Origin of the sequence: Streptomyces sp. SUK 48, from assembly GCF_009650765.1 — a bacterium.
Taxonomy (GTDB): Bacteria; Actinomycetota; Actinomycetes; order Streptomycetales; family Streptomycetaceae; genus Streptomyces.
Map to the genome: position 1 here is coordinate 4,726,473 of NZ_CP045740.1, position 21,139 is coordinate 4,747,611.

The 21,139-nt window shown below is 74.6% G+C and carries 19 protein-coding genes and 1 pseudogene; 9 read left to right on the forward strand and 11 right to left on the reverse strand.

The genetic code is table 11. The annotated features are described in order from the left end of the window. Positions 1-187: 187 nt before the first annotated feature. The 3 genes from GHR20_RS20695 to GHR20_RS20705 form a co-directional block, all read right to left on the reverse strand. Positions 188-979: an enoyl-CoA hydratase-related protein gene (locus GHR20_RS20695; RefSeq protein ID WP_194858939.1), complete on the reverse strand. Its 792-nt coding sequence runs from the start codon at positions 977-979 to the stop codon at positions 188-190. Continuing rightward, positions 976-3,195 carry an acetate--CoA ligase family protein gene (locus GHR20_RS20700; protein ID WP_153814031.1) on the reverse strand — a complete coding sequence of 740 codons (2,220 nt, stop codon included), beginning with the start codon at positions 3,193-3,195 and terminating at the stop codon, positions 976-978. Before GHR20_RS20700 ends, GHR20_RS20695 begins: the two co-directional genes overlap by 4 nt. Before the next feature lie 106 nt (positions 3,196-3,301). Continuing rightward, positions 3,302-4,501 (reverse strand): NAD(P)/FAD-dependent oxidoreductase, encoded by a 1,200-nt coding sequence (locus GHR20_RS20705; RefSeq protein ID WP_153814032.1) that lies wholly within the window; start codon positions 4,499-4,501, stop codon positions 3,302-3,304. Positions 4,502-4,647: 146 nt separating this feature from the next. Here GHR20_RS20705 and GHR20_RS20710 point away from each other — a divergent pair, with 146 nt between their 5' ends. Both GHR20_RS20710 and GHR20_RS20715 read left to right on the forward strand, forming a co-directional pair. Further along, a complete protein-coding gene (locus GHR20_RS20710; protein WP_153814033.1) occupies positions 4,648-5,055 on the forward strand; it encodes a Zn-ribbon domain-containing OB-fold protein in 408 nt (135 codons plus the stop codon). A gap of 15 nt (positions 5,056-5,070) precedes the next feature. Then, positions 5,071-5,934 (forward strand): GNAT family N-acetyltransferase, encoded by an 864-nt coding sequence (locus GHR20_RS20715; protein WP_153814034.1) that lies wholly within the window; start codon positions 5,071-5,073, stop codon positions 5,932-5,934. A gap of 13 nt (positions 5,935-5,947) precedes the next feature. On the opposite strand, the gene GHR20_RS20720 is transcribed toward GHR20_RS20715, so the two are convergent. Beyond that, positions 5,948-6,616 carry a pyridoxal 5'-phosphate synthase gene (locus GHR20_RS20720; RefSeq protein WP_153814035.1) on the reverse strand — a complete coding sequence of 223 codons (669 nt, stop codon included), beginning with the start codon at positions 6,614-6,616 and terminating at the stop codon, positions 5,948-5,950. Between the two features lie 160 nt (positions 6,617-6,776). On the opposite strand from GHR20_RS20720, the gene GHR20_RS20725 reads away from it, so the two are divergent. Beyond that, on the forward strand, positions 6,777-7,814 hold the full coding sequence (locus GHR20_RS20725) for a CorA family divalent cation transporter (RefSeq protein ID WP_275549742.1): 1,038 nt from the start codon (positions 6,777-6,779) through the stop codon (positions 7,812-7,814). Between the two features lie 16 nt (positions 7,815-7,830). On the opposite strand, the gene GHR20_RS20730 is transcribed toward GHR20_RS20725, so the two are convergent. Further along, entirely contained in the window at positions 7,831-9,000 is a 1,170-nt protein-coding gene (locus GHR20_RS20730) for an acetyl-CoA acetyltransferase (RefSeq protein WP_153814036.1), read from the reverse strand. A 95-nt stretch (positions 9,001-9,095) separates the two neighbouring features. On the opposite strand from GHR20_RS20730, the pseudogene GHR20_RS20735 reads away from it, so the two are divergent. Together GHR20_RS20735 and GHR20_RS37600 are read left to right on the forward strand one after the other, a co-directional pair. Next, positions 9,096-10,271, forward strand: a pseudogene (locus GHR20_RS20735) (acyl-CoA dehydrogenase family protein); the annotation flags it as partial. A 106-nt stretch (positions 10,272-10,377) separates the two neighbouring features. After that, a complete protein-coding gene (locus GHR20_RS37600; protein ID WP_243878380.1) occupies positions 10,378-10,875 on the forward strand; it encodes a nitroreductase family deazaflavin-dependent oxidoreductase in 498 nt (165 codons plus the stop codon). Positions 10,876-11,058: 183 nt separating this feature from the next. On the opposite strand, the gene GHR20_RS20740 is transcribed toward GHR20_RS37600, so the two are convergent. Beyond that, positions 11,059-11,676, reverse strand: a complete 618-nt coding sequence (locus GHR20_RS20740) for a LysE family translocator (RefSeq protein ID WP_153814038.1) — start codon at positions 11,674-11,676, stop codon at positions 11,059-11,061. Positions 11,677-11,758: 82 nt separating this feature from the next. On the opposite strand from GHR20_RS20740, the gene GHR20_RS20745 reads away from it, so the two are divergent. Continuing rightward, on the forward strand, positions 11,759-12,211 hold the full coding sequence (locus tag GHR20_RS20745) for an Lrp/AsnC family transcriptional regulator (protein WP_037657809.1): 453 nt from the start codon (positions 11,759-11,761) through the stop codon (positions 12,209-12,211). Positions 12,212-12,337: 126 nt separating this feature from the next. Here the strand turns inward: GHR20_RS20745 and GHR20_RS20750 are convergent, their stop codons facing one another. Next, positions 12,338-12,985: a TetR family transcriptional regulator gene (locus GHR20_RS20750; protein WP_148026937.1), complete on the reverse strand. Its 648-nt coding sequence runs from the start codon at positions 12,983-12,985 to the stop codon at positions 12,338-12,340. A gap of 290 nt (positions 12,986-13,275) precedes the next feature. On the opposite strand from GHR20_RS20750, the gene GHR20_RS20755 reads away from it, so the two are divergent. Together GHR20_RS20755 and GHR20_RS20765 are read left to right on the forward strand one after the other, a co-directional pair. Beyond that, positions 13,276-13,986, forward strand: a complete 711-nt coding sequence (locus tag GHR20_RS20755) for a VOC family protein (RefSeq protein WP_153816067.1) — start codon at positions 13,276-13,278, stop codon at positions 13,984-13,986. A gap of 148 nt (positions 13,987-14,134) precedes the next feature. Next, on the forward strand, positions 14,135-16,510 hold the full coding sequence (locus tag GHR20_RS20765; RefSeq protein ID WP_153814039.1) for a serine/threonine-protein kinase: 2,376 nt from the start codon (positions 14,135-14,137) through the stop codon (positions 16,508-16,510). 110 nt (positions 16,511-16,620) lie between these two features. Here the strand turns inward: GHR20_RS20765 and GHR20_RS20770 are convergent, their stop codons facing one another. From GHR20_RS20770 to GHR20_RS20780, 3 genes are read right to left on the reverse strand one after another with little or no spacing between them, the layout of a single operon-like run. Continuing rightward, positions 16,621-17,406 carry an enoyl-CoA hydratase/isomerase family protein gene (locus tag GHR20_RS20770; RefSeq protein WP_153814040.1) on the reverse strand — a complete coding sequence of 262 codons (786 nt, stop codon included), beginning with the start codon at positions 17,404-17,406 and terminating at the stop codon, positions 16,621-16,623. Beyond that, complete coding sequence (locus GHR20_RS20775; protein ID WP_111583788.1) at positions 17,391-17,801, reverse strand: OB-fold domain-containing protein; 411 nt, start codon at positions 17,799-17,801, stop codon at positions 17,391-17,393. The genes GHR20_RS20770 and GHR20_RS20775 overlap by 16 nt, the downstream gene beginning before the upstream one ends. 4 nt (positions 17,802-17,805) lie before the next feature. Next, complete coding sequence (locus tag GHR20_RS20780) at positions 17,806-18,960, reverse strand: lipid-transfer protein (RefSeq protein WP_111583787.1); 1,155 nt, start codon at positions 18,958-18,960, stop codon at positions 17,806-17,808. Positions 18,961-19,072: 112 nt separating this feature from the next. Here GHR20_RS20780 and GHR20_RS20785 point away from each other — a divergent pair, with 112 nt between their 5' ends. Next, on the forward strand, positions 19,073-20,686 hold the full coding sequence (locus GHR20_RS20785; protein WP_153814041.1) for a FadD3 family acyl-CoA ligase: 1,614 nt from the start codon (positions 19,073-19,075) through the stop codon (positions 20,684-20,686). Positions 20,687-20,836: 150 nt separating this feature from the next. Here the strand turns inward: GHR20_RS20785 and GHR20_RS20790 are convergent, their stop codons facing one another. Then, a complete protein-coding gene (locus GHR20_RS20790; protein ID WP_111583785.1) occupies positions 20,837-21,058 on the reverse strand; it encodes a hypothetical protein in 222 nt (73 codons plus the stop codon). Positions 21,059-21,139: the final 81 nt, after the last annotated feature.

A 21,139-nucleotide genomic window follows, 5' to 3' on the forward strand; every position in this document is an offset into this window, starting at 1 on the left:
GGAAGGGGTGCGGAGGGTCGCGCGGGAGCGCGGAGGGTCAGGCCGGGTGGACGAGGACGGCGTAGGCGCGCGCGTACGAACGCCCGAGGGCGGGCGCGGCCGGTCCGCGGTGCGCCGGGACGCCGAAGCGGCCTCGCTGATACGGCCGTTGACCCGGACCTCGGCGGTGTCCTCGCCGTGGGAGGTCTCAACGCCCCTGGAATCGCGGGCCTCTTCGCTCCGTGAACGCCCGCAGGCCCTCCCCGGCGTCCTCCGTGGCCAGGTTGATCTCCTGCGCCCACGCCTCCGCCGCGAAGGCGGAGGGGCGGTCGCTGTCGAGGGAGGAGTTGAGGAGGTGCTTGGTCAGGGCGAGGGCACGGGTCGGGCCGGCGGCGAGACGGCCGGCCCAATCGCGGGCCGTCTTCGCCAGCTCCCCCTCCGGGACGACCCGGTTGACGAGGCCGAGCCGCTCCGCCTCCGGCGCGGACAGCGCGTCGCCGAAGAACATCAGCTCCTTCGCCCGCTGGAGGCCGGTCAGCCGGGGCAGGAGGTAGGCCCCGCCCGCGTCCGGTACGAGCCCGCGCCGTACGAAGACCTCGATGAAACGGGCCGGCTCGGCGGCCAGGACCAGATCGCAGGCGAGGGCGAGATGCGCGCCGAGGCCCGCCGCCGTGCCGTTGACCGCCGCGATCACCGGCTTCTCGCAGTCGAGGACGGCGGCGATCAGGCGCTGGGCGCCGGTGCGCAGGGTGCGGGCCACGTCGCCCGGTATCCGGGTGGCGGGCGGGCCGTCCGTCCCGGAGCGCAGGTCGGCGCCCGCGCAGAAGCCCCGGCCCGTGCCGGTGAGCACCACCGCCCGCACGGACGGGTCGGCGGACGCCTCGGCCAGCAGCTCGACGAGGCGGTCGCGCAGCGCGGGGGTGAGGGCGTTCAGGGTCTCGGGACGGTTCAGGGTGAGGTACGAGACGTGGTCGCGCACCTCGTGGCCGAGCCCGGTCATCGGCACACCACCAGCGCGTCCAGCGCCACCGCGCCCTGCCCCCGGGGCAGCACCATCAGCGGGTTGATGTCCAGCTCGGCGATGTGGTCGCCCAGTTCCATGGCCATCCGCTGGACGCGCAGGATCACCTCCACCAGGGCGTCCACATCGGCGGGCGGCCGCCCGCGCACGCCGTCCAGCAGGGCCCGGCCGCGCAGGTCCCCGAGCAGGGCGTGGGCCTGGTCCTCGCCGAACGGGGGGACGCGTACGGCGGTGTCGCGCAGCACCTCCACCAGGACGCCCCCGAGTCCCGCGGTCACGGTCGGCCCGAACAGCTCGTCATGGGTGACCCCGACGACCATCTCCACGCCCCGCTCGACCATCTGGCACACCAGGACGCCGTCCAGCGGGATGCCCTCGTAGCGCGCGATGTCGTTCAGCTCGCGGTACGCGTCGCGCACCTGGCTGGCCGAGGTGAGGCCGATCCGCACCAGGCCCAGCTCGGTCTTGTGGGCGAGCCGGTCGCCGGACGCCTTCATCACCACCGGGTAGCCGATCTGGGCCGCCGCGCGGACGGCCGCCGCGGCGCTGGTCACCAGCTGCTCGCGCGGCACCCGGATGCCGTAGGCGCGCAGCAGCTGCTTGGCCGCGTGCTCGCTGAGCTGCCGCCCGGGGCTCATCAGCGCGGCGGCCTTGCGGAAGGAGGGGGAGGGGAAGCGCGGGGCCTCGTCGAAGGGGGAGCGGTAGCGGGCGGTGAAGCGGTGGTGGTCGAGCCAGGCGCGCACCGCCCGCAGGCAGTTGCCGGTGGTGCGGAAGGTGGCGACGCGGGAGGAGCCGAGGAGGACGTCCCGGTACGCCGGCTCGGTGCCGACCGGCGACCCCCAGACCACGCAGACCAGCTTGTCCGTCTCCTCCGCCGCGTCCACCAGGTCGCGCACCAGCCTGTCGCTGAGCGGCGGGAAGGGGCCGGTGACCGGGCAGACCAGCACGCCGATCGAGGGGTCGGCGAGCAGCGCGTCGATGATCTTCCGGCCGCGCGCGTCGCCGACCGGGTGGCCGCCGTTGTCCACGGGGTTGGCGACGCCGAGGTACTCCGGTATCCACTGGTGCAGCTCGGCCTGCTTCGCCGCCGAGAGGGCCGGCAGGGGCAGCCCGGCCGCCGCGGCGAGGTCGGCCACATGGGCGCCGGTGCCGCCGGAGATGGAGTAGACGGCGACGCCCTCGGCGAGCGGGGCGCCGGCCCGCGCCAACAGGGCCGCGGTGTCCTGGAGTTCGTCCAGGCCGTCGACGCGGATCACGCCGTACTGGCGCATCGCCGCGTCCACCACGTCGTCGGCGCCGGTGAGCTTGCCGGTGTGCGAGGCGGCCGTACGGGCGCCGGTCTCGGTGCGGCCGACCTTCACCGCGACCACCGGCACGCCCCGGCGGGCGGCGCGGTCGGCGGCCAGCAGGAAGGCGCGGCCGTCCTTGAGGCCCTCCAGGTACGCGGCGATGGCGCCGACCTCGGGCTGTTCGGCGAACCAGGAGATGAAGTCGGCGCTCTCCAGATCGGCCTCGTTGCCGGTCGGGGCCCAGTGGGTCAGGCGGATGCCCAGTTCCTGGAGGGCGAAGACGGGCCGGCCCTGGTGGCCGGACTGGGTGATCAGCGCGATCGCCGGTCCGGTGAGGTCGTCCCGGAAGCGCTCGAAGGCGTTCAGGTTGGTGTTCGGGCCGAGCAGGCGCAGCCCGGAGCGGCGCACGGCCTCCGCAAGCCGCCGCTGGGCCGCGGCGCCCGCCTCGCCGGTCTCCGCGAAGCCGGAGGCGAAGGCGACGGCGAACTTCACCTTGGCCTCGGCGAGTTCCCCGATCACCGGGAGCGGGTCGGCGATCAACAGGACGGCCAGATCGACCTGTTCGGGCAGTTCGGCGACGCAGGGGACACAGGGGACGCCGAAGACGGAGGGGCGGGCCGGGTGCACGGGGTGCACCCGGGCGCCGACCCGCTCGGCCCAGGCCAGCAGCTGCCGGGTCATCCCCGTGTGCGGGCGGCCCTCCGCGTCGGAGGCGCCGATCACGGCGACGGACCGCGGGCGGAAGAACAGGCTCAGGTCCGGGACGTCCGCGTGCAGCGGGCGCCCGCCGACGTCGAGGTCGTCCACCCGGCCGTGCACGGCGGGCCCGGGCCGCCGCTCACCGCAGGCGATGATCCGGGCGCGGCGGGAGTCGGTGGTGAGTGTCCCGTGGGTTGATCCAAGCATCGGTCCGCCCCGCTCCTGTGAGACAGCATGAGACAGCACGTGTGAACTGACGCTCTGTCAGATTAACGAACCGGAGGGATGTCAGGAATGGGGCGGAGAGGGAAAGTTACCGACGGGTGGGACGCGAACGCGCCGCGTGCCGCGCGACCCCCTTCGCGATCCGTCCCGCGTCCCGCGCCAGCTCCCGCAGCATCCCGCTGATCGGGTTGGTGTACCCGGTGAAGTACAGACCGGGCGCCGCCTTCGGGGTCCTGCCGCCCCGCACCACCGGCTTCCCGTCCGCGCCGAGCACCTCCAGGTGCCCGACCAGGCCGTCCAGGCCGCGCGCGTACCCCGTCGCCGCGATCACCGCCTCCGGCTCTATCCGGGAGCCGTCCGCCAGGACCACCTTCCGGGCCTCGAAGGACTCCACGGCCGCGACGATCTCCACCTTCCCGCGCCGCACCGCGTCCAGCAGGCCCACGTCCTGCACCGGGATCGCGCCCTGCCGCACCCTGCTGTACAGGCCGGTGCCGGGCCGGGGCAGCCCCTGCGCGGACAGGTCGGGCAGGGCCAGCCTGGCCTGCTGCCGGGACAGCAGGTCCACCAGGCGCACCGGCAGCCGCCGTACCAGCACGCCCGTGTACTGCGCGGGCCAGCCGAGGGTGGAGCGGCGCACGATGTGCGGGACGGTGCGCACCGCGAGCCGGACCCGCGCGGCCCCGCCCTCCACCAGGTCCACGGCTATCTCGGCACCCGTGTTGCCGGCCCCGACCACCAGCACGTCCCGCCCGGCGTAGGGCTCCGCGTTGCGGTACGCGCCCGCGTGCAGCAACTCGCCGTCGTACGCCGTGCGGCCCGGCCAGTCGGGGACGCGCGGGGTGTGGTTGTAGCCGGTGGCGACGACCACCGCGCTGCCGGTCAGCTCCCGGCCGCCGGACGCGCGCAGCAGCCAGCCGGTGCCGTCCTCGGTCCGCTCGACGCGGTGCACCTCGACGCCGGTGACGAGCTCCAGCTCGTGGTGCTCGGCGTACTTCTCCAGATAGCGCACCAGGTCGTCGCGGGAGACCCAGCGGCCGAAGCGGCGCGGGATCTTCAGGCCGGGCAGCGCGGACAGCCGCCGGGTGGTGTGCAGATGGAGCCGGTCGTAGTGGCGCCGCCAGGACGCGCCGACCGCGTCGGACTTCTCCAGCACCACCGCCCGTATGCCCTGCGCCCGCAGCGCGTACGCGGCGGCGAGACCGCCGGGACCTGCGCCGATGACGTACACCGGGTGCTCGGCGGGGGTCGGTGAGGGGGGCGTGGGGGTGGGGCGGGAGACAGCCATGAGCGGGAGCGTAATCATCCACCTGCTTGATGGGTCTCGGTCAAGACCGGAATTGGTTCCGGATTGATCACGGATGTGCGCGGTGTGCGCGCGGAGGGCGGTCGAAAGGGTCGGCGGCGCGGCAGTTCTGACGTAGCGTCAGATCCATGGATTCGATGAGCGACGGTCCGTCGCGCGACCTCCCCGAGGCCGACGCCTTCACCCGTCCCTACTGGGCGGCCGCCGCCGACGGCCGCCTGCTGATCCGCCGGTGCGCCGCCTGCGGCCGGGCGCACCACTATCCGCGCGAGTTCTGCCCCCACTGCTGGAGCGAGGACGTCGCCTGGGAGCAGGCCACCGGCCGCGCCACCCTCTACACCTGGTCCACGGTCCACCGCAACGACCTGCCCCCGTTCGCCGCCCGCACCCCGTACATCGCCGCCGTGGTCGACCTCGCCGAGGGGCCCAGGATGATGACGCAGCTGGTGGACATGGGGGCGGCGGAGCCGACGGCGGGGATGCCGCTGCGGGTGGCGTTCGCGGACGGTAAACCGGTTTTCCGGCCCGGGAGTTGAACCGATCATGAGGGCATGCATCCCGAGTCCTGGCAGCTGACCGACGACCTCGACGACTTCCTCGCCCGCGCGGGGGGCTTCCTGCGCTCCCGCCCGGCCGCGCACACCGTGCCGCTGACGGTGACCGACACGCTCCGCAGGCACGGACTCCACTACTACGGCCGCGACGCCCCCCTCTTCGGCACCCTCGCGGCGGCGGACGGCACGGTGCTCGCGGCGCTGACCCATACGCCGCCCCACGGCCTCTACCTCACCCCCGTCACCCCGCAGCGGGCCGAGGCGCTGGCCGGGCGGCTGGCCGGTCTCGGCCACCGGTTCACGGAGGTGACCGCCGAGGAGGATACGGCGGCGGCCTTCGTGGCGGCCTGGACGCGGCGGACCGGCCGGGAGGCGACGGTGCGCCGGCGCCAACGCCTCTACCGGCTCGGCGAGCTGACCGCACCCGAGCCGGCCCCCGCGGGCCGCCCGAGGGTCGCGGGACCGGCCGACCGGGCGCTGCTGGTGCGGTGGTTCGGGGAGTTCGCCGAGGCGATGGGCGAGACCGCCGGGCGGGACGCGGAGCCCTGGGCCGACGCCCGGATCTCCTACGGCGGCATCACCCTGTGGGAGGCCGCCGACGGCACGCCGCTGGCCATGGCCGGGGCGACCAAGGAGATCGCGGGACAGGTCCGCGTCGCCCCCGTGTACACCCCGGCCGCACTGCGCGGCCGGGGATACGCCGGCGCGGTCACCGCCGAGGTGAGCCGGGCCGCGCGCGCCGCCGGGGCGGACGAGGTCCTCCTCTTCACCGACCTGGCCAACCCCACGAGCAACGGGCTGTACCAGCGGCTCGGTTACGCGGGGGTCGCGGACTTCACCGTGTGGGAGTGCGGCGCCTGACCGCACCGCCGGCTCACGGCCACAGCAGCCCCCGGCTCCACCCGAACCCCGTGCTGCGGTACTCCAGCCGGACATGCGCCCGGTCGGCGGCGCCCTGGAAGAACTCGACCGTGTCCGGGCGCAGCCGGTACAGCGTCCAGGTGGGGGCGGGCAGGGCGGGGTTCTCGCGAGCCCTGTCCCACGCGGCTTCCGAGGCCCGGCGCAGCTCCTGTGCCGAGGCCAGTTCCTCGCTCTGGTGCCCGGTCAGCGCCGCCGCGAGGGCGCCCGTGGAGCGGGCGTGCAGATCCGCCTGGCTCTCCTCCTCCGGCGCCGCCGCGACCGGCCCGCGCACCCGCACCTGGCGGCCCAGCACCGGCCAGTAGAAGGTCAGGGCGGCGTACGGGCGGGCGTCGAGGGCGCGGCCCTTGCGGCTCGTGGTGTGGGTGGCGAAGGACCAGCCGTCGGGGTCGGCGCCGTGCAGCATCACGATCCGGGCGTCCGGCCGCCCCTCCTCGTCCGCCGTGGCCAGCGTCATGGTGTGCGGCTCCGGCTGCCCGGCGTCCACCGCCTCCGCGAACCAGCTCGTGAACAGCGGCAGCGGGGTCGGCGGGGCCGTGTCCGGATCGAACGGCGGCAGCCGCGTCACCTCGGGGGACCAGACGCGCTGGGTCAGGAGCAGGGCGTGGAGATCGTTCTGTGCCATGGGGCCGAGTATCCAAGGCCGCCGGAGCGGGCCCGCCCCCGGCCTGCGCTCGCGCTCACCCGTTCGGGCCGCCCGGCGGCGCACAGGAGGGCATCCGGGTGCGCGGGCGCCGGGGTCCGCCCAGGCTGGGGGCGGGACGAGCGGACCGAGAGGGAGGGCGATGATCGTAACGGTGGTGGCGATGCCGCAGGGCACCATCGCGCGCACCGACCTGGCGGAGGCCCGGCGCAGGCTCGCCGCCACCCGCTACCTCCTGGTGGACGTGGAGCTGCCGGAGACGGGCCCGGAGGCGCAGACGGAGGCGGGACCGGAGGCGGAGGCGGAACCGGAGACGGGGGAAGGCGCGGGGGAGGACGGTGAGCCGCTCGCCCGGCGGCTCGGGCTCGGCGGCGCGGACCTGGACTGGTTCGGACGCCCCGGCGAACCCGCCCGTGCCGACTTCCTCGGCGACACCGTCGGCCTGGTGCTCCCCGTCGTCCAGGGCGAGCACGTCACCTACGCCCACGCCGTGGCCGGGGACCGCTACCTGGTCACCGCGCACCGGGGCCCCGCCTTCCTGGCCCCGGAGATCACCGCGCACGTACGCAGGGAGCGGCCCCGCGACGCCGTGGCCCTGCTCTTCCTGCTGCTCCAGTCCGCGCTGACCACCTTCCGCCGGGCCGCGGTGGCCGCGCTGCTGGAGGTGGAGGAGCTGGAGGACGACATGTTCCGGGAGCGGCGCCCCGAGCAGGTCTACCGGCTGTCCCGGCTGCGCCGCCGCTCCGCCCTGCTGCACCACACGCTGCTGCCCTACCTCCAGGTGATCGACGAGGTCATCACCCGCCGCCTGATGAGCCCCGACTTCCCCGTCGAACGGCAGCGGCTCGCCCGCGAGTTCCAGCATGTGGCCCGCATGGTCCTCACCGACATCGAGACCCTCCAGGAGGCCACCCGCCGGGCGTTCGGCAGCTACTCCTCGCTCGTCGCGGGCGAGCAGAACAACGTGATCAACCGGCTGGCCATCGTGTCCGTGATCTTCCTGCCGCTGTCCTTCCTGACCGGCTTCTTCGGCATGAACTTCGCCTTCCTGACGGACGAGCTGGAGAGCCGCGCCATCTTCTGGCTGCTCGCGATCGGGCTCCAGATGGGCGTGCTCGGCGGCGCGTTCTACGTCCTGCACCGCACCCGGATCTGGCGGCGGCTGCGGGACGAGGACTGAAGGGGCCCCGGCGGGCTCAGCGGCCGAGCACCACCGTGCCGGAGGAGCAGAACCAGCCCCCGGTGCCGGAGGCGACCGCGAGGGCGGGCAGCGTCGCGTCCGCGCGCCGCACCTGGCGCTCCCCGGCCTCGCCGCGCAGCTGCCGTACGGCCTCCACCAGCAGGAACAGGCCCCGCATTCCCGGGTGTTGGGCGGACAGCCCGCCGCCGTCCGTGTTCACCGGCAGCGCGCCGCCGCGCACCAGCAACCGGCCCTTCGCCACGAACGCGCCGCCCTCGCCCTTGGCGCAGAAGCCCAGGTCCTCCAGCGTCACCAGGGTCATATAGGTGAAGGCGTCGTAGATCTCGGCGAGGTCGATCTCGGCGGGGCGCACCCCGGCCCGGGCGAAGGCGAGCCGGCCGCTGACCGCCGCCGGGGAGACGGTGAAGTCGGGCCACTCGGACATCGCCGCGTGCGAGACGTGCTCGCCGGTGCCGAGCACCCAGACGGGGGCCGTACGGCAGTCCCGTACGACGTCCTCGGCGGCCAGCAGCACCGCCGCGCCGCCGTCCGAGCGCAGGCAGCAGTGCAGCTTGGTGAAGGGGTCGGCGATCAGCGGGCCCGCCAGCACCTCGTCCACGGTGACCGGCGCCCGGAACATCGCCTCCGGGTTCAGGGCCGCGTTCGCCCGCGCCTGCACCGCGACCTCGGCCAGCTGCTCGATCGTCGTGCCGTACTCGATCATGTGCCGGCGGGCCGCCATCGCGTACTTGGCGATCAGCGTGTGCCCGTACGGCGCCTCGAACTGGAGCGGGCCGCGGGTGCCGAAGGACAACTCCCCGGTGCGCCGGCCCGCCTTGATGTCCGCGCGCGCGGTCGAGCCGTAGACCAGGAGCACCGCCTTCGCGTGTCCCGCGGCGATCGCGTCCGCCGCGTGGGCCGCCATCACCTCCCAGGTGGCGCCGCCCACGGAGGTGGAGTCCACCCAGGTGGGGCGCAGTCCCAGGTATTCGGCGACCTCCACCGGGGCCAGCGTCCCGAGTCCCGCGGAGGCGAAGCCGTCCACCACGGACCGGTCGAGACCGGCGTCCGCGAGCGCGCGCCGGGCCGCCTGGGCGCCCAGCGCGTACGGCGTCGCGTCGGCGACCCGGCCGCAGTCGGAGAGTGCCACGCCGGCCACGGCGACGTTCCGGCTCACACGCGTCATGGGAGACCTCCTGCCCCTGGGCATATCGCTTCGGCCCTCCTAATATGACGGTCCGTCAGATCCGGTGGGAAGAGCCGGATCGGGAAGGGCCGCCCATGGACACCCGTCTCACCGCCGAGCAGGACGAGATCCGCCGGTCCCTGCGCGAGCTGCTCCATGTCCGGTGCGGGGCCTTGGAGTTGCGCGCCGCCGTCGGCACCCCGGCCGGGTACGACCCCCTGTTGTGGGCCGAGCTGGCCGAGCGGCTCGGGCTGCCGGGCCTCGCGCTGCCCGAGCGGTACGGCGGGGTCGGCTGCCAGGTCACCGAACTCGCCCTCGCCTGCGAGGAGACGGGCCGCGCCCTCGCCCCCTCCCCGCTGCTCGCCACCTGCGTCCTCGTCGCCCCGCTGGTCCTCGCCCTCGGCACCGAGGCCCAGCGCGCGCGGCTGCTGCCCCGGATCGCCGCGGGCACCCTCACCGCGGCGCTCGCCGTACCGGGCCCCGACCTCGCCACCGCACTGGCCCTGACCGGTGAGAACACCGGGTACACCGCCGGCGGCGGCCGGGCGGGCGGGGTGCAGGCCAGGCACGGCTCGGCCGGGTGGCGGCTGTACGGACAGGTGGACCAGGTCCTCGACGGGCACAGCGCCGGGCTGCTGCTGGTCGCCGCGCACACCGGGGGGTACGCCCGCGCGCGGACGCGGCTGTTCCTGGTCGAGGGGGAGGCCGAAGGGGTCGTACGGACACGGCGGACGGCGCTGGACGCGACGCGGCCGCAGGGGCGGGTGCAGCTGCGGGAGGCGCGGGGGGAGCCGCTTGGGGCGGAGGACGCCGAAGGCGCGGACGTGCGGGCGGCGTTCGCGGCGCTCGGGGACCGGGTCGCCGCCGTCCTCGCGGCGGAGGCCGTGGGGGCGGCGGACCGGGTGCTGGAGCGGACGGTGGAGTACGTCGGTGAGCGCGAGCAGTTCGGGCGGCCCGTGGGGTCCTTCCAGGCGGTCAAGCACCGGCTGGCGGAGGTCTATGTGGGGGTGCAGGCGGCACGGTCGGCCGCGTACTACGCCGCCTGGGTGACGGCGGGGGGAGCGGGCGAGGGGTTCGGGGGACCGGCGCTCGCCCAGGCGCTGGAGGCGCTGCGGACGGCGGCGGCCGAGGGAATCCAGTTGCACGGGGGGATCGGGTTCACCTGGGAGCACGACGCGCATCTGTACTTCAAGCGGGCGGCCGGGGACGAGCTGCTGTTCGGGCCGGGGCATCGCTTGCGGGGGCGGGCGGCGGAGCGGGCGGGGCTGTTCGGGGCGGCGGGGTTGTCCGGGCGGCGGGGGAGGTGCGGGCGTGAGGGGCGCTGGAGGTACCGGGCGCGGGGCGGGGCCCGGAGCGGGGACGCGGGTCCCGGTCGGGGTGCGGGTGGTGCGGAAGGTGTCGGCCAGCCGGGGGTTCGCCCGGGTCGCCCCGTACGTGATCCCGGCGCTGGACCGGGGCGTGCACCGGCTCACCCGGGGGCGCAGGCTGCTCAGCACGGCGATGCTGCCCGGGGTGGTCCTCACCTCCACGGGCGCCCGCAGCGGGCTGCCGCGCAGGACCCCGCTGGCGTGCATGCCGGAAGGGGGGAACGCGGGCGGGCGGAGCTGGATCCTGGTCGGGTCCAACTTCGGGCGGCCCGGGCATCCCGCCTGGACCCACAATCTGCTCGCCCGCCCGCGGGCCTCGGTCAGCTGGCGGGGCACGGACGTGACCGTCACCGCGGTGCTGCTGGAGGGGGAGGAGCGGGCGGCGGTGTGGGCGGCGGCCCTGGCGTTCTGGCCGCCGTACGCCGCGTACCAGAAGCGGATCAGCCGGGAGATCAGGCTCTTCCGGCTGACCGAGCGACCGCCCGGTGAGCGCCCGCCCGGCCACTGAGCGCCCGCCCGGCCGCTGGGTATCCCTCCGGCCGTTGAGCGCCCGCCCGGCCGCTGGGCATCCCTCCGGCCGTTGAGCGCCCGCCCGGCCGCTGGGCATCCCTCCGGCCGTTGAGCGCCCGCCCGGCCGCCGGGTATCCCTCCGGTCGCCGAGTGCCCCTCCGTCACCGGAGCGTTCCCCCGGCTAGAGCGTCGCCAGCCGCTCCACCAGCAGGAACGCGCCGATGCCGAGCATGGCCGCGCCCGAGGTGCGGGTCACCGCGCGGGCCGCGGCCGGGCGGGCGGCGAGCAGGGCGCGGGCGAGGACGCCGACGGTGAGGTAGACGGCCGCGCAGCACGCCATGTGCAGCAGGCCGAGCGCCGCGGTCTGCGCGGGGACGGGCAGATGGGCGCCGCGCAGGGTGAGGAACTGGGGGAGCACGGAGAGGTAGAGCAGCAGGCCCTTGGGATTCAGGCCGCTGATCGTGGCCCCGCGCAGGAAGGGACGCCCCTCGGCGGTGCCGGCCGTGCCCGCCCGCGGGGCGGCCGGGCGGCGCAGGACGCCCCAGCCCAGCCACAGCAGATAGCCGGCGCCCACCACGGTCAGCGCCGTCAGCAGCCGGGGCGAGCCCGCGACCAGGACCGCGAGGCCGGCCGTCGCCAGGGCCGTGTGCAGGGCGTATCCGCAGACCAGGCCCGCCACCGCGCGCGGGACCCGGGCACCGCGCAGGGCGGTTGCGATGACGTACGCCCAGTCGGCGCCCGGCACGCACACCAGCAGCAGGTCCACGACGAGGAAGGAGAAGAGCAGTCCCGAGTCCATGAAGGGGACATTAGGCGCGATCGGCCCGAAAGTGTTCCCGAAGTTTGCCCATGATCCGTAACTCTGCGCAAAGATCTGCTCCATGGACGACGTGGACCGGAAAATCCTTGCCGAGCTTCAGCAGGACGGGCGGCTGACCGTGACCGAGCTGGCCGCGCGGGTGCGGCTCAGCGTCTCGCCCTGCCACCGCCGGCTGCGTGAGCTGGAGCGTTCCGGCGCGATCCAGGGTTACCGGGCGGTGGTGGACGCGACCGCGCTCGGGCTGAACTTCGAGGCGCTGGTCTTCGTGTCCATGCGGCAGGAGGACCGGGACACGGTGGCCGAGTTCGAGCGGGCGGTCGGCGAGCTGGACCATGTGCTGGACGCGCAGCGGCTGTTCGGGGAGCCGGACTACCTGCTGCGGGTGGCCACGGCCGACCTCGCGGCCTTCCAGCGGCTGTACGACGAGCGGCTCGCGACGCTGCCGGGGGTGCAGCGGCTGACGTCGACCCTGGTGATGAAGCACGTCGTACGGGACCGGCCGCTCCCGGCGTGAGCGGCGTGCCGCCCCTCGGCCCCCTCACCGCCCCGGACAGCACGGCAGGCGGCGGCTCACGTCGGTGAACCACCGCCTGCAAGACAGGACTTGGCTGTTAACGGGACGCACTCATCCCTATCGGTGCTATTTGGACGGCTTGCGCCCCGTGACGCCCAGGTGGATCAACAGGGCCAGATTGGGCTTGAGTTCGGCCTGCTTGACGCCCCAGGAGGAGAAGCCCTTCTGATGAGCGGCGACCGCGGCCAGCATGGCGACGAGCGAGCCGGCCACCGCGGCGGGGTTCACGTCCTTGTCCACGCGGCCCTTGGACTGGAGTTCGGCGATCGAGTCGGCGAGCGAGTTGTTCACCGAGTTCAGGATCTTCATACGGATCTTGTAGAACCGTTTGTCCCCTTCGGCGGCGCCGAGGTCGACCACGCGCAGGATCGCGTCGTGCCTCTTCCAGAAGTCCAGGAAGCCGTCCACGAGTTCCTGCGAGGTCTGCCAGCCGGACTTGCCGGCCCAGGAGCGGCCCGCGACCAGCTCGGTCAATCCGGCGCCCTCGGCGGCCATTTGGTCGGCGATCTCCAGGACGGCACCCTCGACGTCCGGGAAGTACTGGTAGAAGGTCGCGGGCGAAGTGCCCGCCTTCCGGGCGACATCGATGACCTTGACGTCCCGGTACGGGGAGGAGCTGAGCATCTCGCTGAGGCAGTCGAGCAGCTTCTGCCGGGTCGCCTGCCCACGCCTACCGGCCACGCGGCCGTCGACGGTACGCACTTGTCCTGTCATGCCGTCAGCTTACCGAGGGGTGATGGGAGCGCGATTCGGCCGACTGCAAATGGGGTGCGGGGGTCCATCGAGCCTGGTGTGCCTGGTCTGCGCGCTGCGCTACACCCGGTTACTTTGACGACATGGCCGAAAACAGGGCATCCACGAACGAAGAGCCACACGAGGGTGGCAAACCGGCCTCGGCCCCGCGATCAGCCCCCGCCGAGACCCCCGCCGAGACCCCAGCCGAGACCCCCACCGAGGCTTCCGCCAAGGTTCCTGCCGAAGCCCCTGCCGAGGCCCCCGCCGACGTGCCGGGCCCCTACCCCGAGGGCACCCCCTGCTGGCTCGACGCCCAGCTGCCCGACGTCGAGGGCGGCAAGCGGTTCTACGGGGACCTCTTCGGCTGGAGCTTTCGGGAGGGGGAGGCCGGGTCGGTGTGGGCCGGGCTGGACGGCCGGCCGGTGGCCCAGCTGGGGCGGAAGGCGGACGGGCGGATGCCCACCGTCTGGACGGTGTACTTCGCGACGCCGGACATCCAGACGCTCGCCCGGCGGCTCACCGCGGCCGGCGGCCGGCTGGTCGTGCCCCCGTACCCGGTCGCCGAACTCGGCCGGGCCGCCCTCGCCGCCGATCCCGAGGGCGCGGTGTTCGGGCTGTGGCAGGCGCGCCGGCACCCCGGGTTCGGGCGGCGCCACGAGCCCGGCACCTTCGTCTGGGCCGAGCTGTACACCCGCGACACCACCGGCGCGAACACCTTCTACGGCGGCCTGTTCCACCACGCCCTGTTCGCCCCCGGCGCCGACCCCGACTTCGGCCGCGCCGACGTCACCGACGTCTTCCCCGCCGAGATGCCCCCGCACATCCTCGCCCACTTCCGCGTCAGCGCCCTCGACGAGACGCTCGGCACCGTCCAGCGGCTCGGCGGGCGCGTGCAGGTGCCCCCGTTCGAGGCGTCGTACGGACGGGTGGCCGTCGTCACCGACAATCAAGGGGCGTCGTTCGCCCTGCTGGAGCGGTAGGACATCCCGATTTGTCCCCGGGTTCGCAACCGGCCGCCCGGCCAGGAAGAATCGGGGTCCGTGCCGCCATGGCGGTGCGGTGGTGAGACGCTGCACGTGGGTCGCGTAAAAAGGGCCGGCGCGGCCGGTACGGGGAGGTGGCAGGCAAGTGGATCAGCTGACGCAGCACGATCCGCGGCGGATCGGGCCGTTCGAGGTGCTGGGCCGGCTGGGTGCCGGCGGCATGGGGCTGGTCTATCTCGCGCGCTCGGCGTCCGGCCGGCGGGTCGCGATCAAGACGGTGCGCACGGAACTGGCCGAGGACCAGCTCTTCCGCGTCCGCTTCACCCGCGAGGTGGAGGCGGCCCGCGCGGTCTCCGGCTTCTACACGGCCGCCGTGGTCGACGCCGACCCGCGCGCCGCCGTGCCGTGGCTGGCCACCGCCTATGTGCCCGCGCCCTCGCTCGAGGAGATAGTGAACGAGTGCGGGCCGCTGCCGGCGCAGGCCGTGCGCTGGCTCGCCGCGGGTGTCGCCGAGGCCCTCCAGTCCATCCACGGCGCGGGCCTGGTCCACCGCGACCTCAAGCCGTCCAACGTGCTCGTGGTCGAGGACGGCCCCCGGGTGATCGACTTCGGCATCGCGTCCGGCGTCTCGAACACCCGTTTGACGATGACGAACGTCGCCGTCGGCACCCCCGCCTACATGTCCCCGGAGCAGGCCAAGGACTCCCGCAGCGTCACCGGCGCCAGCGATGTCTTCTCGCTCGGCTCCATGCTGGTCTTCGCGGCCACCGGGCACCCGCCCTTCCACGGCGCCAACCCGGTCGAGACCGTGTTCATGCTGCTGCGCGAGGGCCCCGACCTCACCGGCCTGCCGGACGAGCTGCGCCCGCTCATCGAGGTCTGCATGCAGATGGAGGCCCCCGGCCGTCCGTCGCCCGCCGATCTCCAGGCCCAGCTCGCGCCGCATCTCTTCGGCTCCGGCTCCGACGACAGCGGCACCGCCTCCGCCTGGCTGCCCGAGAAGGCCGTGGCCCTGATCGAGTCCCGCCGCGGCGGCCGCCCGGCCCCCAAGCCGGCCCCGGCGACGACCGGCCACGGCCCGCGCCCGACCGGCCCCGGGCCGCGCCCCACGGCGGGTCCGGTCATCCCGCCGCCGCCCGGGTACGACCCGCCCCGCCCGTCGGCCTCCTTCGCGGCCCCGGCCGCCGCCCCCGACACCGGCCCGGTCCGGCTCGCCGGCGCCCCGGTCCCGATCGGCCCGGGACCGCGGGTCGCGGACGCCCGCGCCGCCGCCGTCAAGGCGCCCCCGCCGGAGGCCGGACTGGTCGCCAACTGGTCCCGCCCGCGCCCCGGAGTGGCCGGCGCCGACCCCGCCGTACCCGCGGCCCCGCCCGGTCCCCCGGAGCAGACGGGCGGCTGGCGCCCCTGGCGCTTCCGCATGTCGAACGACGTCTGGGGCACCCCCTCCGTCGACGGCGACCTCGTCTACGTCACCTCCTTCGAGGTGCACGCCCTCGATGTGGGCACCGGCCGGCGCCGCTTCAAGACGCGGGACGTGGCCTGGTCCATGGCGGTCGCGGACGGCCGGGTGCACGCCTCCGACGGCCCCACCCTGTTCGCCCTGGACGCCCGCGAGGGCACCGATCTGTGGCGGCTGTCCACGGACGCCTGGGTGTACTCCCTCCAGGCCGACCGCGGCACCGTCGTCACCGGCACCCGGGGCGGCGGCGTCCAGGCGTGGGAGGCGTCGAGCGGGCAGCGGCTGTGGGAGATCAGCGGCTGCCAGACCGACTTCGAGACCCCGGAGGCGGGCCCGCACGTCCACGACGGCACGGTCTACGTCTGGCAGGACGCCCGGCTGCGCGCGCTGGACGCCCGCACCGGCGACGAGCGCTGGGCGTACCCGATCGGCGACGCGGCCTCCTGCGGCGGGGTCCCGGTCCGGATCACCCCGGCCCCCGACGGCTATGTGTACATCTGTGCCGGCAGCCGCGTCCTCGCCGTCGAGGCGGTCAGCGGGATGGTGCGCTGGCACTTCGAGGCGCCCGCGGTCTTCCTCGGGCCGCCCGCCTTCGCGCCGGGACCCGCCGTCACCGGCGGCGGTGTCTACCTCGCCGACTACCTCGGCACGGTCTACGCCCTCGACGCCACCGACGGCCGCGACCGCTGGCGCATCGCCACCGAGGCCCGCTCCTCCGTCGAGCCGGTCCTGGTGGCCGGCGGGCACGTCCATGTGGGCAGCGGCAAGGGCCTGTACACCCTGGACGCGGTCACCGGCACCCCCAAGTGGCGCTTCCAGGCGGGCGGGGACGTGGTGGGCGCCCCGGCGGTCGCGGAGGGCCGTATCCACTTCGGCTCCACCGACCATCTGCTCTACACCCTCAAGGCCGACGACGGCCGGCTGCGCTGGAAGCTGGCCACCGGCGGCGAGATCACCGGCTCGCCGGTGGTCAGGGACGGGGTGGTGTACGCGTGCAGCAAGGACCGCTGTGTGTACGCGCTGGACGCGGAGAAGGGCACGGGGACGGCGCGCACGGCCTGACGCGCGTGACGTGACGGCCGTCGTACCGGTGCAAAGGCTCCGGACGGCGGCCGTCCCGGGCCCGACGCCACCCGGCGGTCCGGCACCCCGCCACGCGGTGCGGGCCGCGCTCACCGCACCCGGAACCCCCGCCGCCGCGCCGCGAACAGCTCCGCCTGCCGGGCGGACGGGAGGTTGCCGAGGGCGATGAGGTGCGGGGCCTGGGCGAACGCCTGCGCGCGGGTGGCCTCGCGCGCCGCCCACAGGGCCCGCACGGTCCCCTGCACCGCCGCCGGCGGATACCCCGCGATCACCTCCGCACAACGCACCGCCCCGGCCAACGCCTCTCCCTCGCAAGTGAGTTCGGAGACGAGCCCGATCGCGTGGGCCCGCTCGGCGGAGATCCGCTCGGCCGTCCCCATCAGCATCATCCGGGCCGCCTCCCCGTACGGCATCCGCTCGGTCATGAGCACGGACTCGTACGCGCTGACCATGCCGTACGTCGTGTGCGGGTCGAAGAACTGCGCCGTGCGGTCCGCGACCACGAACTCGCACTCGCCCAGCAGGTAGAAGGCCCCGCCGCAGGCCATCCCGCGCACCGCCGCGACGACCGGCTTCCACAGCCCGTTCGCCTTCGGCCCGACGTCCAGCAGCGGATCGTCCTGCGCGTACGGCGAGGACGGCTGCGGTACGACGGTGTCCCGGTCGATCCCCGTGCAGAACGCCCGCTCCCCGGCCCCGGTGAGCACGACGGCCCGCACGGTGTCGTCGAAGCTCAACCGGCGCCAGATCCGCCGCAGTTCACCGGCCATCTCCGCGTCGACGGCGTTGAGCCGCCCGGGCCGGTCCAGGGTGACGACGGCGACCCCGGTGCCCTCGCCGGCCGCCAGGCGCACGGTGTTCACGCGAGCACCCACTGCGGCAGCCCCTCGTGGAAGACCGCCCGCACCCGGGCGCCGATCCGGATACGCCCCGGGTCGAGGGAGCCGAGCGGCGCGCCCGCCTCGGTGACCAGATTGCCGACCAGCCGTATCCGCGGCGCCTCCGCCAGCTCCACCACGACCACGTTGTACGGCGCCTGTTCCGCGTAGCCGGGCAGCAGCGGCGGGTGCGGGACGACGTACGACCACACGCGCCCGCGCCCCGACATCAGCCGCCACCCGCTCGCGAACGACCGGCAGTGCGGGCAGCAGGGCCGGGGCGGGAAGCGGGGCTCGCCGCACTCGGCGCAGGTCTGCACGCGCAGTTCGCCGCGGGCCGCGTACTCCCAGAAGGGCGCGCCGTCGGCGTCGGTGACCGGCTTCAGCGTCATGGGCTCAACTCCTCAGCAGCAGTGCGGAGGTGGGCACGCTCTCGCCCGCGGTGACCAGGCAGGTGGCGGCGCCGGGGACCTGCGCGGTGCTGGTGCCGCGCAGTTGCCTCACCCCTTCGGTGACGAGGTTGAAGCCATGCACATAGCCCTCGGAGAGCCCGCCGCCCCCGGTGTTGAGGGGCAGCCGCCCGCCGATCTCCAGGGCGCCCTGCTCGGTGAAGGCGCCGCCCTCGCCGCGCCCGCAGAAGCCGTAGCCCTCCAGGGAGAGCGGGACGAGGACGCTGAAGCCGTCGTAGATCTGGGCCACGTCCACGTCGTCGGGGGTGAGGTCGGCGTGCTTCCACAGCTGCCGGGCGGTGGTCCAGGCGGGGCCGGTGAGCGGGTCGTCGTTCCAGTAGTTGACCATGCCGTGGTGCTGGGCGGGCAGGCCCTGGGCGGCGGCGTGGACGTACACGGGTCTGCGGCGGCAGTCCCGGGCGCGCTCGCGGCCGACCACGACACAGGCCGCTGCCCCGTCCGTCTCCAGGCAGTTGTCGAAGAGGCAGAGGGGCTCGCTGATCCAGCGGGAGGTCATGTACATCTCGCGGGTGAGCGGGCGGTCGTACATCACGGCGGCCGGGTTCTGGTTGGCCCGGTTGCGGCAGGCGAGGGCGACGTTGAAGAGGTGGTCGCGGGTGGCGCCGTACTCGTGCATGTACCGGCGCGCCAGCATGGCCGTCTCGTCCGCGGGCCGCAGCAGTCCGAAGGGCCGGGTCCACTGGGCGGGGGTGGGTAGTTGGCCGGTGGTGCCGGTCCACGGCCGGGGTCCGCTGCCGCGCTTGCGGGAGCGCCAGGCGACGCCCACGGTGGCCTGCCCGGCGGCGACGGCGGTGGCGAGGTGCGCGACGGTGGCGCACGAACCCCCGCCGCCGTAACCGACCTTGCCGAAGTAGGTGAGGTCACCGAACCCCACCGCCTTCGCCAGTTCCACCTCGTCCGTCTCCTCCATCGTGTAGGAGGCCACGGCGTCGACCTCGCCGGGCGTGATCCCGGCGTCGTCCAGCGCGGCGAGCACGGCCCGGCAGGCGAGCGTCTTCTCGTCCTCCGGGAGGTGCCGTGCGAACGCGGTCTGCCCGATCCCGACGATGGCCGTGGCGTCCTTGAGTCCCGTCCCGCCCATGGCTGCGGCCCCCTTCCCCTGGCTGACAGTCCGTCAGATTACAGCTAATCTGATGCCTCGTCAGCTACGGCGGCTCGCCGGCTGCCGGGACCGCGCGGTCGGGAGGCCGATCATGGGCGAGTGGCACACCATCGGGGCCCTGGTGCGGTGGTCGGCCGCGCGGCACGCGGACCGCGAGGCGGTGGTGGAGGGCCGTACCCGGATCACCTACGCCGCGCTGGGCGCCCGGATCGAACGCGCGGCCGCCGCCTGTCTGGCGAGCGGGGTGGCGGCGGGCGACCGGGTGGCCGTGTGGGCCCCCAACTCCCTCGACTGGATCGTCGCGGCGCTGGGCGCGGTGTCGGCGGGCGGGGTCCTGGTGCCGCTGAACACCCGCTTCAAGGGCGGCGAGGCGGTGGACGTGCTGCGCCGGAGCGGGGCGCGGCTGCTGTTCGTGACGGGGCCCTTCCTGGGCACCTCGTACGTGGCGGCGCTGCGCCGCGCGGCGGGTTCCGGCGCCGGGCCGGGTCCGTTGCCGGGGGTGCCGGCGCTGCGGGAGGTGGTGGTGCTGTCGGGGGAGGCGCCGCCGGAGTTCAGGACGTGGCGGGAGTTCCTGGAGGCGGGGGAGGGCGTCGGGGCGGCCGAAGTCGCCCGCCGGGCCTCCTCCTTGGCCGGGGACTCGGTGTCGGACATCGTCTTCACCTCGGGTACGACGGGCCGTCCCAGGGGTGTGGTGATCACGCACGGCCAGACGCTGCGGGCGTACGAGACCTGGGCGGATCTCGCGGGGCTGCGGCCGGCGGACCGCTATCTGATCGTCAACCCCTTCTTCCACACGTTCGGTTACAAGGCCGGGGTGCTCGCGTGCCTGATGCGCGGGGCGACGATGATCCCGCAGCCGGTGTTCGACGTGGACACCACGCTGGCCCACATGGCGGCGGAACGCGTCTCCGTCCTCCCCGGCCCGCCGACCCTGCACCAGTCCCTCCTGGACCACCCCGCCCTCGCCGCCCACGACCTCGGTGCCCTGCGGCTGGTGGTGACCGGCGCGGCGATGATCCCGCTGAGCCTGGTGGAACGCCTGCGCGCGGAACTGGGCGTCGAGACGGTCCTCACCGCGTACGGCCTCTCGGAGGCGAGCGGGATGGTCACGATGTGCCGGCGCGGCGACGACCCGTCGGTGATCGCGGCGACGTCGGGGCGGGCGATCCCGGGGGTGGAGGTGCGGGTGGTGTCACCGGCGGGCGCGCCCCTGCCGGCCGGATCGCCGGGCGAGATCTGGGTCCGCGGCTTCAACGTCATGCGCGGCTACGACGCGGACGGGCCGGCCACGGCGGAGGCCGTCACCCCGGAGGGCTGGCTGCGCACGGGCGACGTCGGCGTGCTGGACGGGGCGGGCAACCTGCGGGTGACGGACCGCCTGAAGGACATGTTCACCGTCGGCGGCTTCAACGCCTACCCCGCCGAGATAGAGCGCCTGCTCTGTGCCCACCCCGAGGTCGCCGACGCCGCCGTGGTGGGCGTCCCCCACCCCCGCCTCGGCGAGGTCGCCAAGGCGTACATCGTCCGCCGCCCGGCCTCCCGCCTCACCGCCACCGCCCTGATCACCTGGTCCCGCCTCGAGATGGCGAACTACAAGGTCCCGCGAGAGGTCCGGTTCGTCCGGGAACTGCCGAGGAACGCGAGCGGAAAGGTGGTGAAGGGGGTGCTGCGGGGGCGTGCCCCCGACGATCCGTCCGGGCGATGACCCGACGCCCGTCCCCCGCGCCGGACCATGCGCCGGACCCCGGCGCCCCCGGACACACGTCGGCCGCGGCGGCTCCCCCTCCGCGCCGCCGCGGCCGTTCCCCCGTGCGTTGCCGTCCTGGCCGTTCCCCGTCGTCAGGCGGTCAGGCGGTCAGGCGGGCTCGGAAGTGATGTGCACGTTGTCCGGGCTGAAGGTGCCGTTGTCCTGGGCGTCCGTGATGTGGACGTTGCCCGCCGGGGACATCTTGGCGGCGTCCTTCGTGTCCGTGATGTGGACGTTGCCGGCCGGCGACATCGTCGCGGCGTCCTTGGCGTCCGTGATGTGGACGTTGGCCGGCTCGACCGTCTTCGGGTCCTTCTTGGCGTCGCTCATGGTGCTTCCTCCCCAGTGGTGCTGGACTCGATTCGTGAGGCCCGCCCGGCCATTCCCCCGATGAACGGCCGGACGAGCTCA

Coding starts and splice junctions, on each gene's coding strand:
- GHR20_RS20695 (WP_194858939.1), bottom strand. CDS start 979: ATGACCGGGCTCGGCCACGAGGTGCGCGACCACGTCTCGTACCTCACC.
- GHR20_RS20700 (WP_153814031.1), bottom strand. CDS start 3,195: ATGCTTGGATCAACCCACGGGACACTCACCACCGACTCCCGCCGCGCC.
- GHR20_RS20705 (WP_153814032.1), bottom strand. CDS start 4,501: ATGGCTGTCTCCCGCCCCACCCCCACGCCCCCCTCACCGACCCCCGCC.
- GHR20_RS20710 (WP_153814033.1), top strand. CDS start 4,648: ATGGATTCGATGAGCGACGGTCCGTCGCGCGACCTCCCCGAGGCCGAC.
- GHR20_RS20715 (WP_153814034.1), top strand. CDS start 5,071: ATGCATCCCGAGTCCTGGCAGCTGACCGACGACCTCGACGACTTCCTC.
- GHR20_RS20720 (WP_153814035.1), bottom strand. CDS start 6,616: ATGGCACAGAACGATCTCCACGCCCTGCTCCTGACCCAGCGCGTCTGG.
- GHR20_RS20725 (WP_275549742.1), top strand. CDS start 6,777: ATGATCGTAACGGTGGTGGCGATGCCGCAGGGCACCATCGCGCGCACC.
- GHR20_RS20730 (WP_153814036.1), bottom strand. CDS start 9,000: ATGACGCGTGTGAGCCGGAACGTCGCCGTGGCCGGCGTGGCACTCTCC.
- GHR20_RS20740 (WP_153814038.1), bottom strand. CDS start 11,676: ATGGACTCGGGACTGCTCTTCTCCTTCCTCGTCGTGGACCTGCTGCTG.
- GHR20_RS20745 (WP_037657809.1), top strand. CDS start 11,759: ATGGACGACGTGGACCGGAAAATCCTTGCCGAGCTTCAGCAGGACGGG.
- GHR20_RS20750 (WP_148026937.1), bottom strand. CDS start 12,985: ATGACAGGACAAGTGCGTACCGTCGACGGCCGCGTGGCCGGTAGGCGT.
- GHR20_RS20775 (WP_111583788.1), bottom strand. CDS start 17,801: ATGACGCTGAAGCCGGTCACCGACGCCGACGGCGCGCCCTTCTGGGAG.
- GHR20_RS20780 (WP_111583787.1), bottom strand. CDS start 18,960: ATGGGCGGGACGGGACTCAAGGACGCCACGGCCATCGTCGGGATCGGG.
- GHR20_RS20785 (WP_153814041.1), top strand. CDS start 19,073: ATGGGCGAGTGGCACACCATCGGGGCCCTGGTGCGGTGGTCGGCCGCG.
- GHR20_RS20790 (WP_111583785.1), bottom strand. CDS start 21,058: ATGAGCGACGCCAAGAAGGACCCGAAGACGGTCGAGCCGGCCAACGTC.